The sequence below is a fragment of the Gordonia sp. VNK1 genome (genome assembly GCF_040049135.1).
Taxonomy (GTDB): Bacteria; Actinomycetota; Actinomycetes; order Mycobacteriales; family Mycobacteriaceae; genus Gordonia; species Gordonia oleivorans.
In genome coordinates this window covers 119,528-132,328 of the sequence record NZ_JBDZDJ010000004.1, presented here as the reverse complement: position 1 = coordinate 132,328, position 12,801 = coordinate 119,528, and the positions used below count along the sequence as shown (strand labels likewise).

Below are 12,801 nucleotides of genomic sequence, written 5' to 3'. Positions count from 1 at the left end.
CTCGCGGGTAGTCCCGTCACACACCGGAATTCGCGATCGTGCGGGCACCCACAAGGGATCGTCAATCGGTGCGGCCGGTGTCCCGAAACATCCGCTGAACAGCGCGTTTCGGCGTCGATGGTCGGCTCAGTCCGGCGATTGCAGCAGCCGGCCGATCAAGGTCAGGGTGGCGACGGCTCCGGCCTTGTCCAGGGGGTCGTTGCCGTTGCCGCACTTGGGGGACTGCACGCAGGAGGGGCATCCCGACTCGCATCCGCATCCGGCGACGGCGTCGCGGGTCGCGGCGATCCAGGTGGCGAACGCACCGAAACCGCGTTCGGCGAATCCCGCCCCACCCAGGTACCCGTCGTAGACGAAGACGGTCGGTAGTCCGGTGTCGGGATGAAGGTTGGTCGACAGTCCGCCGATGTCCCAGCGGTCGCACGTGGCGACCAGTGGCAGCAGCCCGATGGCCGCGTGTTCGGCGGCGTGCAGCGAGCCCGGCAGGCGGGTGGCGTCGACACCGATGTCCTCCAGGGCCTCGGGGTCGAGGGTGTACATCACCGCGCGGGTGTGCAGAGTCTGGGGCGGCATGTCCAGTTCCACCGCGTCGAGGACCTCCCCGGACAGCAGCGTCCGCAGGTAGCCGACCACCTGGTGGGTGACGTCGACGTCGACGAGCGCGGTCCGCAGTGGTCCGAATGACTCCTGCGACAGCGTGTCGGTGATGGTGATCGCGGTGGTCTCGCGCGCCGACGTCGTCCAGTCGGGTTCCTCCGGGTGGGCGAGTGCGAGGCCGTCGTCGAGGGCGAGTTCGTCGACGACGAAGGTGCGTCCCTGATGGATGTGGACCGCGCCGGGATGCACGGTCGCCGGTGCCCGTCCGGCGTCGACGGTGCCGAGCAGTTCCGACGTCGTCGCGTCGACGATGAGGATCTGTCCGCCGATCCCGCCGCGGATGTCGATGTCGCCGTGTGGGTCCACCCCGGGCGCCGGATACCAGCCGGCCGCGCGGCGGCGCAGCAATCCCTGCGCGGCGAGCTCGGCGACCGCGTCACGCGCACCCCAGCGTTCGATCTCGGTGTCCTGCAACGGGTATTCGGTGGCGGCGCACAGCAGGTGCGGTCCGAGGATGAAGGGATTGGCCGGATCGATGACCGGTGCCTCCACCGGGGTGCCGAGCAGCGCCTGCGGGTGGTGGACGAGGTAGGTGTCGAGGGGATCGTCGCGGGCGATCAGCACCACCAGGGCGTCACCGGAGGTGCGTTGACGCCCGGCCCGGCCGGCCTGCTGCCAGAACGATGCGACGGTGCCCGGATATCCGGCGATGATGACCGCGTCCAGGCCGCTGATGTCCACGCCGAGTTCAAGGGCGTTGGTGGTGGCCACGCCGACGAGGTCACCCTCCGAGATCGCCGCCTCGAGGCGGCGCCGATCGTCGGCGAGGTAACCCGCCCGGTAGGCGGCGATCTTGTCCACCAGTTCAGGAGCGCTGTGCGACAACAACTTTCGTGCACCGAGGGCGGCGATCTCCACGCCCCGGCGGCTGCGGTGAAAGGACAGTGTCCGCGCCCCGTCGATCACGAAATCGGCGAGCAGTCGCGAGGATTCGGCTCCCGCGGAGCGTCGTACCGGTGCGCCGTTCTCGCCGGAGATGCCGGGCAGGAAGTCCGGCTCCCACAGTGCGACGGTGCGCTCTCCACGCGGCGAACAGTCCTGCGTCACGCCGACGGCCGGTTCGCCGATGAGCCGCGACAGGGCGGCGCCCGGATCGGCGACCGTCGCGCTGGCCGCGATCACCGTCGGATCAGACCCGCACGCCCGTGCCAGACGCAGCAGGCGCCGCAGCACCAGGGCGGTGTGCGACCCGAACACGCCTCGGTAGTGGTGACATTCGTCGATCACGATGTAGCGCAGATGACGGAAGAACTGGCGCCACTGGCCGTGCACCGGCCCGGCCGCCGTCGGTGTGCCGCGGGCCAGCACGCCGGTGAGGATACCCAGATGCAACATGTCGGGGTTGGTGAAGATCCACCGGGAATGGGTTCGGGCCCAGTGCCGGATCTCGGTGTCGGTGTCGCCGTCGTAGGCGCACGGCGCGAGATGGGAGAAGGCGGCCCGCCCGGCGGTGACCGCGGAGACCGCCCGGATCTGGTCGGCGCCCAATGCCTTTGTGGGAGCGAGGTAGAGGGCGGTGGGGTGCGGTTCGTTGAGCATGGCGGTCAGGATCGGCAGTTGATACGCCAAGGATTTTCCCGATGCGGTGCCGGTGGAGATGGCCACGTGACGTCCGGCGCGGGCGTGCTCGGCGGCCCGCACCTGGTGTGCCCACGGCCGCTCGATGCCGTTGTCGGCGAACGCCGATCGGACCTCGTCGGGCACCCATTCCGGCCAGTCGGCGAAAGTCGCTGTGCGCGAGGGGATGACGGACAGGTGAGTGAGGGGACCAGAGTCCGTTTCGGTACCGGCGAGGCAGCGGCGCAGGAGCTCGGTTCCGTAGGTGTGCAAAGTCATAGAGCGTGCATCGGGTCGTGTCCGCGCCTCGCCGACGTCGCAGAGTTTCGCTGTCGGACGGGGATTCGAGACCGGATCGATATGTTCCTCACTGGCGCGGGGTCTGCTCAGATGTTACCGACAGATTCCATCTGCTTGAAATCGTCCACATTTTCATTCGTCGTGGTTGCTGTGACTATCGCTGGCGCCCCGAACATGATTGACTATGTGCGGCCGCAGCTTCTCTCGGTACATCGTCACTGCGGTGTTCGGGGGAATCGGGTTGCAGCCGTGGTACTGAGTTTTACTCCTACGTGGGTGGTGTCCACCCATCCGGCGGGGCTTCTTCGAGGTATGGCGGTCAGACCGGCCACGGTACGGGGCCACCCCGTACTTGACAGTTGGCATGATGTAAAGGAATGCAGTAATGGCACAGGGAACTGTGAAGTGGTTCAACGCGGAGAAGGGCTTCGGCTTCATCGCTCCTGACGAGGGGTCCGACGACGTGTTCGTCCACTACTCCGAGATCCAGGGATCCGGTTTCCGCACCCTCGAAGAGAACCAGCGCGTTGAGTTCGAGGTCGGACAGGGCACCAAGGGCCCGCAGGCGACGGGCGTCCGCGCCGTCTGAGCCGATCTCGCGGAAACGCGAACAGGCTTCTCAAAGAAACCGCTCCCGTCCTGATATCAGGCCGGGAGCGGTTTTTCGTGTCCGGGCAGTAATGTCGGTGGCGTGGGCCAGTTGGCGTTCTTCTCAGCCGAGACCGATGAGCCGGTGGTGGCCGATCTCGCGGGTCTGCTCGCCGGTTGGGGCCAGACGTCGTCGACGCGGTCGGGAACCCGGGTGTCGGTGGTCGTCGGCGCACGCTGGCGTGCCGACGCGATCGTCGACGAGATGCGCAGCACCGGACTCGACGCCGAATCGATCACCTCGGACGAGGGCTCGCCGATCGCGCGCACCTCGGTTTGCCACGACCTCGACGTGTTGCACCGCGCGTGGTCGACCGGGGCGGTCAAGACGATGCCGGTCGGCTGGGTTCCCTCACCCCGGGCGCTGCGGTTCTGGGCACTGGCCACCGGACACGGTGATCACGGTCAGTATCTGCTCGGACTGGACCCGCACTGCCCGGACTCCCACGCGGTACTGGCCACCGCGCTCATGCGGGTCGGTATCGCCCCGACACTGGTCGGGACCCGCATCAACACCCCGGCGTTGCGGGTGTCGGGGCCCCGCCGGCTGGCCCGACTGGCCGAATACGTCGGCCGCGGACCCGCGGGGGCATCGGCCGGCGACTGGCCCGGCGACCCGTACTGACTGCCCCGGTCAGGTCACGGATCGGTGACGGAACGCGCCGATGTCGGCCGCGTCGTCGTCGGTGTGACCGAACCGCCCAATGTAGTCTGACCAGCGGATTTTCGGCCCCAAGGCCGTTCATTCGGAATGTCCGACGTGCCCCTGCGGGAATTCGGATGTGCAATTGACGCTATTAATAAGGTACAAACCCCACTGACGGATACCAGAACGGTTTTCTTCTACAGTGCAGGTGACCGCCCCCATGGCGACACCCACCGACGACACCCGCCGGCGACACCCACCGAAGCGAACAGTTCGAAAGCGAAGGACCCGCGTTGGCCGAGACCAGCACCACGACCCCCACGAGCGGGAAGGCGATCCGACGACTCGTGATCGTCGAGTCGCCCACCAAGGCGCGCAAGATCGCCGGGTACCTCGGGTCGAACTACGTGGTCGAGTCCTCCCGCGGTCACATCCGCGACCTGCCCCGCGGCGCGGCCGACGTGCCCGCGAAGTACAAGGGTCAGCCGTGGGCGCGCCTGGGCGTCAACGTCGACGACAACTTCGAGCCGCTCTACGTCGTCTCGCCGGACAAGAAATCGACCGTCACCGAACTCAAGTCCCTGATGAAGGACGTCGACGAGCTCTACCTCGCCACCGACGGTGACCGCGAGGGGGAGGCGATCGCCTGGCATCTCCTCGAGACGCTCAAGCCGAAGATCCCGGTCAAGCGGATGGTCTTCCACGAGATCACCGAACCGGCGATCCGCGCCGCCGCCGAGAGCCCGCGCGACCTCGACATCGATCTCGTCGACGCGCAGGAGACCCGCCGCATCCTCGACCGCCTGTACGGCTACGAGGTGTCCCCGGTGCTGTGGAAGAAGGTCATGCCGAGGCTGTCGGCGGGCCGCGTGCAGTCGGTGGCCACCCGCATCATCGTCGAACGTGAACGTGAGCGGATGGCGTTCGTGTCGGCGGAGTACTGGGACATCGACGCCACCATGGACACCGGTGCCGACTCCGACTCGACCCCGCGCACCTTCACCGCGCGCCTGGTCTCCGTCGACGACGCCCGCGTGGCCACCGGTCGTGACTTCACCCCCAAGGGCGTGCTGAAGAAGACCGACGGTGTGGTTGTCCTCGACCAGCAGCGTGCGACCGCATTGGCCGCAGCCCTCGACAACGCGGCGATGCAGGTCACCTCCGTCGAGGAAAAGCCCTACACGCGTCGTCCGTATGCGCCGTTCATGACCTCGACGCTGCAGCAGGAGGCCGGCCGCAAGCTGCGCTTCTCCTCCGACCGCACGATGCGTATCGCGCAGCGGTTGTACGAGAACGGCTTCATCACCTACATGCGTACCGACTCGACCACGCTCAGCGAGTCGGCGATCAACGCGGCCCGCGCACAGGCACGAGATCTGTACGGCGACAACTTCGTTCATCCGACTCCGCGTCAGTACACGCGAAAGGTCAAGAACGCCCAGGAAGCCCACGAGGCGATCCGGCCGGCCGGTGAGAGTTTCCGGACCCCCGGACAGGTCGCCGGGCAGCTCGAGACCGACGAATTCCGTCTGTACGAACTGATCTGGCAGCGCACCGTGGCCAGCCAGATGGCCGACGCCAAGGGCACCACCCTGAGCCTGCGCATCAGCGGCACCGCGACCAGCGGTGAGGTCGCCACCTTCGCGGCGTCGGGCCGTACCATCACCTTCCCGGGCTTCCTGTCTGCTTACGTCGAAACCGTCGACGATCAGGCCGGCGGCCAGGCCGACGACGCCGAGAACCGGCTGCCGCAACTGCGAGAAGGTCAGGCGCTCACCGCAACCGAGCCCTCCGCCGACGGGCACACCACCAACCCGCCGGCCCGCTACACCGAGGCCTCGCTGGTCAAGGTGCTCGAGGAACTCGGCATCGGCCGGCCGTCGACGTACGCGTCGATCATCGGCACCATCCAGGACCGCGGTTACGTCCTCAAGAAGGGCAACGCGCTGGTTCCGTCCTGGGTCGCGTTCGCGGTGGTCGGACTGCTCGAGGCCTACTTCGAGAGTCTCGTCGACTACGACTTCACCGCCTCCCTCGAGGACGATCTGGACCAGATCGCCAGCGGTCAGGAGAACCGCACCCGCTGGCTCACCGAGTTCTACTTCGGTGACGATGCGGCTGGGGGACAACATGATTCAGAAATCGCGAACTCCGAGATCGCCAAGCACGGTGGGCTGAAGAAGCTCGTCGGGGTCAACCTCGAGGAGATCGACGCCCGCGAGGTCAACTCGATCCGGCTGTTCGACGACGAGCAGGGACGTCCGGTGTACGTCCGGGTGGGCCGCTTCGGGCCGTACCTCGAGCGCAATGTCGCCGCAAGCCCCGACGCCGAACCGGATCTGCAGCGCGCCAATCTGCCCGCCGACATGACCCCCGACGAACTGACCCTCGCGGTGGCCGAGAAGCTCTTCTCGACCCCGCAGGAGGGTCGCGTGCTCGGCGTCGATCCGGCCTCCGGCCACGAAATCGTGGTCAAGGAAGGACGTTTCGGCCCGTACGTCACCGAGATCCTGCCCAGCGACGACGACGGGGACGACGGTGACGGGGGATCGTCGGGCGCGCCGGCCACCATCCCGGCCGGCCCGACCCCCCGCGACGGTGGTGCCGCCGACGGCGACGTGGTCCCGCTCGACGAGACCCCGACCGGGGGTGGCGCCTCGACCACCACGGCCACCAAGACCGCCGCCAAGAAGACGGCTCGCAAGACCGCGAAGAAGGCCGCCGGCCCCAAGCCGCGGACCGGCTCGCTGTTCAAGACGATGGACGTCGCCACCGTCACGCTCGAGGATGCACTGAAGCTGCTGTCGCTGCCGCGGGTGGTCGGAACCGACCCGGAATCCGGTGACGAGATCACCGCGCAGAACGGCCGGTACGGGCCGTACCTGAAGAAGGGCACCGACTCGCGGTCACTGACCAGCGAGGATCAGCTCTTCACCGTCACCCTCGAGGACGCACTCAAGATCTACGCCGAGCCCAAGCGTCGCGGTCGGCAGGCCGCCGCGCCGCCGCTGCGTGATCTGGAGCGCAACGACGAGGTGTCCGGCAAGCCGATGGTGATCAAGGACGGCCGCTTCGGCCCGTACGTCACCGACGGCGAGACCAACGCGAGCCTGCGCAAGGGCGACGAGGTCGGCACCATCACCGTCGAACGTGCCATGGAGCTGCTCGCCGATCGTCGCGCCCGCGGTCCGGCCAAGAAGCGCACCACCAAGAAGGCCGCCGCGAAGAAGGCCCCGGCCAAGAAGACCGCCGCCAAGAAGACCGCTGCGAAAAAGACGGCGGCCAAGAAAACGACGGCGAAAAAGACGACGGCCAAGAAGACGGCCGCCCAGAAGACGCCCCCGGCCGACGGCTGACCGAGCCGGCTGCCCGGAACAGACCGGCCTTATCGCTGCACGTGCCGCTACTGCTGCGGCGTCTCCACGAGCGGTCGCGCCAGCAGCGTCTCGATACCGCGTCCGCGCAGTTCGACGCCCTCGCCGATCTCCCAGTGCTCGGCCTCGCCCTGGGAGGCGAGGAACACCGCACGCGCCGAACCGAGCACGCGGGCCGGTTCATCCTTGGCGAGTTCGGTGAGCCGGGCGGCCTCATTGACGGGGTCGCCGATCACCGTGTACTCCAGTCGCTGCTCCGACCCGATGTGGCCGGCGATCGCCTTGCCCGCCGACACCCCGATGCCGATGTCGGTGTCGCCGAGGGTCTCGTAGAGTTCGGCGCGCAGTTCCCGCGCCGACGCCAACGCTCGGCCGGCGAAGTCTTCGAGGTCGAGCGGGGCACCGAAGATGGCCAGCGCCGCATCACCCTGGAACTTGTTGACGAACCCGCCGTGGCGGCCGACGACGGCCACCACCACCCGGAAGAACTCGTTGAGCAGGTCGACCACCTCGCGAGGTGGCCGGTTGACGGCCAGCCGGGTCGAACCGACGATGTCGACGAACAGGACGCCGACGTAGCGTTCCTCGCCTCCGAGTTCGGTACCGGTCTCGATGGCGCGGCGGGCCACGTCCTCGCCGACGTATCGGCCGAACAGGTTGCGCAGTTGTTGCCGTTCGCGCAGGTCGGCGACCATGTCGTTGAACCCGGCCTGCAGCAGCCCGAGGTCGGAGCCGTCGTAGATCTTCACCGCGGCGTTCAGGTCGCCCGCGGAAACCTTCGCCTGCGCGCGCCGCAACTGTTTGATCGGATCGTTGATCGCCGCGACCACCCGGAAGATCGCAAGCACACTGAATGCCAGCGAGGCCAGCGCCATCCACAGGATGGGTCGGAGCAGCCCGGTCGCATCGGTCTCGATGAAGTGCAGTCGCTGCATCGTGATCAGGCCGACGATGACGGCCATCGGGGCGACGACGCTGATCACCCAGAAGACGGTGATGCGGGTGGTGACGCCGGGGGCGATCGCGTTGTCGGGATTGTTGGCCATCGCGGCGACGGTGATCGGGCGCAGCACCTTCTCGAACTGCAGGAAGCTCAGAACGCAGGTCACCAGGGCGCCGATGACACTGGCCATCGCGACGATGAACGCATCGCGCCGCGAGACGGTGAGGTTTACCACGGTGAACAGGACGCCGCCGATCAACCACATGCCGACGTTCACCGCCGACAGCAGCATCGGCAGCTGGAGGGCGCGGCGTCGTGCCCCTTCGTTGTCCAATCGGGTGCGTCGCCGATGCCAGATGAGCACCGGCAGCGACAACTGGATGCTCAGCAGGGCCCCGACGATCATCGCCACCACCAGGTACACCGCGAAGATCGCCTGGTTGACGGCGGTGATCTCGTCGAGCCGGAACGAGTCGCTGGCCGGCATGCCGAACCGCAGGAATGCGAAGGTGAACAGGGCGCCGACGAGGTTGGCGCGCAGCATGTCGAGGGCAAGGATCGGCCACGGGGTGTGGACCAGCCATTTCCCCGTGTGAATGGCCTTGGACAGCCATGACCGACGTTGCACCACGTCAACCACGGTAGCTGGCTGCTTGCAATTGTTAAACGCGATTGGCCGGGACAGTACTGTCCCAGCTGCGGTTTAGGCTGGCTGCTGTGACAAATGTCTTTGACCGCATGATCGGACAGTCGGCCGTGGTCGCCGACCTGACCGACGCAGCGCGCGCTGCCCGCGGGCTGGCGAACCGCCTCGACGAGGCGGCGATGGGGTCGGTGTCGATGTTCTCGGACGAGGCGGACGCGGGCGCCGACGCCGCCCTGGATGCGGGTGCGCGTGCGTCGATGACCCATGCCTGGTTGTTCACCGGGCCGCCCGGCAGCGGCCGGTCGGTGGCCGCGACGTGTTTCGCGGCCGCCCTGCAATGCCAGGACCCGGACGTCGTCGGCTGCGGCGAATGTCGTGCGTGTACGACGGTGATGGCCCAGACCCACGCCGACGTCCGCAACATCGTCCCGCAGGGATTGAGCCTGTCGGTGGACTCGATGCGCGAGATCGTTCAGGTGGCCTCTCGGCGCCCGGGCACCGGCCGTTGGCAGATCGTCATCGTCGAGGACGCCGACCGGCTCACCGAGCAGGCCGCCAACGCCCTGCTGAAGGTGGTCGAGGAGCCGCCGTCGCGGACGGTGTTCCTGCTGTGTGCGCCGTCGGTCGATCCCGAGGACATCTCGGTGACCCTGCGCTCGCGCTGCCGACACGTGCCGCTTGCGACGCCGTCGACCGCCGACATCGAACGGGTCCTCATCGACCGTGACGGCATCGACCCGCCGGCCGCGTCGTGGGCGGCCGCGGTGTGCGGCGGTCACATCGGCCGCGCGAAGCGGCTCGCCACCGACGCCGACGCGCGTGCGCAACGCGAATCGGCGTTGGGGATCGCCCGTGCGGCCACGCGAGATGCGACGGCCTACAAGGCCGCCGAGGACCTCGTCCGGTCGGCGGAGACGGCGGCCAAGGCGATCAGCGCCGAACTCGACGAGGCCGAGACCGAAGAACTCAAGACCGCATTGGGTGCCGGTGGCACCGGCAAGGGGACCGCCCGGGCCCCGCGCGGCAGCGCGGGTGCGCTCAAGGAGCTGGAGAAGCGGCAGAAGTCACGGGCCACCCGGGTGGGGCGCGACGTCCTCGACCGTGCGCTGGTCGACCTCGCGGCGCTCTACCGGGACGCGCTGGTGATCTCGATGGGTGCCGCGGTGACCGCGATGCACCCGGACAAGACCGACGACATCACCCGGCCGATGGCCGCCTATGCGAGCCCAGAACAGCTGTTGCGCTGTGTGGAGGCAGTGCTGGACTGCCGGGAAGCGTTGGAGGTCAACGTCAAACCGAAGTTCGCGGTGGACGCCATGGTCGCCCGGATCGGGCTCGCGATGCGCAACCCGGGTACGACGTAGGCCGTCCGACGCGCCTGGGTGGGGCGGCGTCGGTGGGACCCCGCAAGGGGTTACTTAGCGGTAATAAGCGGGCAATACCGACCTTCTAGCGTGGCCTCGCATGGCCCCAGTTCCGGCGCGTCCACTCGGTACCGGTCTCGACATCACCGGTCTGACGAAGACATTCGCCACCCGCTCGATCCGCGGATCGAGTTCGGTCACCGCATTGTCGGAGATGTCCCTGCAGACCTCCGAGGGAGCGTTCCTCTCGCTGCTCGGCCCGTCGGGGTGCGGCAAATCGACGGTGCTGCGCATCCTCGCCGGACTCGACGACGCCACCACCGGCACCGTCCTGATGAACGGTCAGTCGCCGTCGGAGCTGCAACGCAACCACCAGCTCGGGATCGCCTTCCAGGACTCCGCCCTGCTGCCGTGGCGCTCGGTCGAATCCAACATCAAACTCCCGCTGCAGGTGGGCCGGATGCCCAAGGACGACGCGCTGGTGGCCGACCTGATCGAACTCGTCGGTCTCACCGGATTCGAGAAGGCCAAACCGGCGATGCTCTCGGGCGGGATGCGTCAGCGTGTATCCATCGCGCGCGCCCTGGTGGTGCGCCCGACCGCGCTGCTGCTCGACGAACCGTTCGGTGCGCTCGACGACATGACCCGTCAGCGTCTCAATATCGAACTGCTGCGGATCTGGACGGAGAAGCCGGCCACCACGCTGATGGTCACCCACGGTATCGCCGAGGCGGTCTTCCTGTCCGACGTCGTCGCGGTGATGAGTCCGCGGCCCGGTCGGGTGATCGAGATGGTGCCGATCGACCTGCCGCGCCCACGCACCCCCGAGATGATGCGCACCCCCGAATTCCATGCGCTGCACGACCATTTGTCCGGTCTGTTGTTTGGGGCCAAGCCCGCCGGCGGTGACACCGGTGCCGGCGAGACCGCCATAACCGCCGGGGCCGCGCATGAGTAGCGCGGTCGTCGAGCGGGCCGCGACCGGCCGCTGGGGTCGGCTGGCACCCGACCGGTGGGCCGCCGGTGCCATCGGGATCGTCGGACTCATCGGCCTCTGGTGGCTCGCCGGTGCCCTCGAATGGTTCAACGGCACCATCCCGACGCCCTGGGCGGTCCTGGCCGCCATCGGGGATCGGGGACTGCAGTTCTACGTCGACAACTTCTCGGCCACCATCTCGCTGGCCTTCCGCGGATTCCTGTGGGGCAACGGGCTGGCCATCGCGTTGGCGTTGTTGGTGATCATCATCCCGCCCGTCGAGGGGCTCGCGACACAGCTGGCCATCATCTCCTACTGCACGCCGATCATCGCGGTCGCGCCGATCATCCAGGTGGCCTTCGCCGAGGTGCAGACGATGATCGTGTTCCTCGCCGCGATCTCGGTGTTCTTCACCACCATGATCGGCACGCTGTCCGGCCTGCGGTCACCGCACCGGGGCAGCCTCGACCTGGTGCGGGTGTACGGCGGCGGACGCTTCGCCCAGCTGTGGTTCGTCCGATCGGTGGCCGCACTTCCCAATACTCTTGCCGCACTCAAGATCTCCGCGCCCGCGGCGGTGCTGGGTGCGGTCCTCGGCGAATTCCTCGCGATGCCCGAGCAGGGTGCCGGGCCCGCGATGATCATCGCCCAGCAGGCCGGTGACATCCCACAGGTGTGGGCGATCGCGCTGCTGTGCGGCGTGGTCGCAGGCATCGGGTACGCGATCATCGCGGTGATCGCGCGATTCGTCACCCGGTGGTCCACCGGGACGGCGGTGACGCGATGAGTGTCGGCGCATCGAGTCTGTGGACGATCGCGAAGTTCCTCGGATCGCTGGTCCTGTCGTTCGTGCTGATCCTGGTGATCTGGTGGCTGTTCCTGCTCGCCTTCCCCGACATCGGGCCGATCATCGGCCGCACCCCGAGTGACGTTCTCGCCTACCTGTTCACTGATCCCGACGCCGGGCAGAACCGCCAACAGATCACCGATAACCTCTGGATCACGTTGCAGGACTACGCAATCGGATTCGTCACCGGAATGATCGCGGCGCTGGTGGTGGCCGCGGTGTTCGTGGTGTCGCGGCCCGCGGCGCAGACCTTCATGCCGATCGCGATGCTGCTGCGGTCGGTGCCCCTCGTCGCGATGACCCCACTGATCACCATGATCGTCGGACGCGGTGTGGCGGTGGTGGCGGTGATGGGCGGAATCGTGGTGTTCTTCCCCGCCCTGGTGATGATCATGACCGGATTGGCCGCCGCTCCCAAACACCTCGACGACGTGGTGGCCGTCTACGGCGGAGGTCGCTGGACCGCGTTGCGCGTCTCGGCGATCCCGTCGGCGGTGCCGTCGCTGTTCAGCGCTGCCAAGGTGTCGGTGCCCGGTGCCATCATCGGTGCCACCGTCGCCGAGTGGCTGGCCACCAATAAGGGGTTGGGAGCAACTCTGCAGCAAGCACTTCCGGCCGCGGCCTACGACGAACTGTGGGCCTCGGTGCTGGTGATCACGGTGTCGTCGATCGTCATCTACGCCATCGTCGGCGTGATCGAGACCGTCGTGCTGAGCCAGATGGGAATGACGCCGGCCTGAGATGACCACGACGGTGGGCGATACGAAAAACCATGCAGGGCAACGGCGCTCTCGCTGACACCGGAGAACAGACAACCGGAGAATACTCGGCGGATCACCGACG

9 protein-coding genes are annotated in these 12,801 nt (G+C 67.7%); 7 read left to right on the top strand and 2 right to left on the bottom strand.

All coding sequences use genetic code 11. The features are described from left to right. Nucleotides 1-126: 126 nt before the first annotated feature. Nucleotides 127-2,493 (bottom strand): DEAD/DEAH box helicase, encoded by a 2,367-nt coding sequence (locus ABLE94_RS06475; RefSeq protein WP_348808356.1) that lies wholly within the window; start codon nt 2,491-2,493, stop codon nt 127-129. A gap of 406 nt (nt 2,494-2,899) precedes the next feature. Between ABLE94_RS06475 and ABLE94_RS06470 the strand changes: the two genes are divergently transcribed. The 3 genes from ABLE94_RS06470 to topA all read left to right on the top strand — a co-directional run bounded on the left by ABLE94_RS06470 (nt 2,900) and on the right by topA (nt 7,164). Further along, on the top strand, nt 2,900-3,103 hold the full coding sequence (locus ABLE94_RS06470) for a cold-shock protein (protein WP_004022110.1): 204 nt from the start codon (nt 2,900-2,902) through the stop codon (nt 3,101-3,103). A 102-nt stretch (nt 3,104-3,205) separates the two neighbouring features. Next, nucleotides 3,206-3,787, top strand: coding sequence for a hypothetical protein (locus ABLE94_RS06465; RefSeq protein ID WP_348808355.1), 582 nt, complete (start codon nt 3,206-3,208; stop codon nt 3,785-3,787). Between the two features lie 314 nt (nt 3,788-4,101). After that, a complete protein-coding gene (topA, locus tag ABLE94_RS06460) occupies nt 4,102-7,164 on the top strand; it encodes a type I DNA topoisomerase (RefSeq protein WP_348805306.1) in 3,063 nt (1,020 codons plus the stop codon). Between the two features lie 47 nt (nt 7,165-7,211). On the opposite strand, the gene ABLE94_RS06455 is transcribed toward topA, so the two are convergent. After that, nucleotides 7,212-8,669 carry an adenylate/guanylate cyclase domain-containing protein gene (locus ABLE94_RS06455; RefSeq protein WP_348805349.1) on the bottom strand — a complete coding sequence of 486 codons (1,458 nt, stop codon included), beginning with the start codon at nt 8,667-8,669 and terminating at the stop codon, nt 7,212-7,214. Between the two features lie 173 nt (nt 8,670-8,842). On the opposite strand from ABLE94_RS06455, the gene ABLE94_RS06450 reads away from it, so the two are divergent. From ABLE94_RS06450 to ABLE94_RS06435, 4 genes are all read left to right on the top strand, one after another. Next, on the top strand, nt 8,843-10,135 hold the full coding sequence (locus ABLE94_RS06450) for a DNA polymerase III subunit delta' (protein ID WP_348805305.1): 1,293 nt from the start codon (nt 8,843-8,845) through the stop codon (nt 10,133-10,135). 100 nt (nt 10,136-10,235) lie between these two features. After that, the gene (locus ABLE94_RS06445; protein ID WP_348805304.1) at nt 10,236-11,093 is read left to right on the top strand and encodes an ABC transporter ATP-binding protein; all 858 of its coding nucleotides are present in this window, start codon (nt 10,236-10,238) and stop codon (nt 11,091-11,093) included. Then, complete coding sequence (locus tag ABLE94_RS06440) at nt 11,086-11,898, top strand: ABC transporter permease (RefSeq protein ID WP_348805303.1); 813 nt, start codon at nt 11,086-11,088, stop codon at nt 11,896-11,898. The genes ABLE94_RS06445 and ABLE94_RS06440 overlap by 8 nt, the downstream gene beginning before the upstream one ends. Beyond that, nucleotides 11,895-12,698 carry an ABC transporter permease gene (locus ABLE94_RS06435; protein ID WP_348808354.1) on the top strand — a complete coding sequence of 268 codons (804 nt, stop codon included), beginning with the start codon at nt 11,895-11,897 and terminating at the stop codon, nt 12,696-12,698. The genes ABLE94_RS06440 and ABLE94_RS06435 overlap by 4 nt, the downstream gene beginning before the upstream one ends. Nucleotides 12,699-12,801: the final 103 nt, after the last annotated feature.

What these genes read in the sequence shown, in the direction of transcription:
- ABLE94_RS06475 (WP_348808356.1), bottom strand. Translation starts at nt 2,493, where the DNA reads ATGACTTTGCACACCTACGGAACCGAGCTCCTGCGCCGCTGCCTCGCC.
- ABLE94_RS06455 (WP_348805349.1), bottom strand. Translation starts at nt 8,669, where the DNA reads ATGCTGCGCGCCAACCTCGTCGGCGCCCTGTTCACCTTCGCATTCCTG.
- ABLE94_RS06445 (WP_348805304.1), top strand. Translation starts at nt 10,236, where the DNA reads ATGGCCCCAGTTCCGGCGCGTCCACTCGGTACCGGTCTCGACATCACC.
- ABLE94_RS06470 (WP_004022110.1), top strand. Translation starts at nt 2,900, where the DNA reads ATGGCACAGGGAACTGTGAAGTGGTTCAACGCGGAGAAGGGCTTCGGC.
- ABLE94_RS06435 (WP_348808354.1), top strand. Translation starts at nt 11,895, where the DNA reads ATGAGTGTCGGCGCATCGAGTCTGTGGACGATCGCGAAGTTCCTCGGA.
- ABLE94_RS06440 (WP_348805303.1), top strand. Translation starts at nt 11,086, where the DNA reads ATGAGTAGCGCGGTCGTCGAGCGGGCCGCGACCGGCCGCTGGGGTCGG.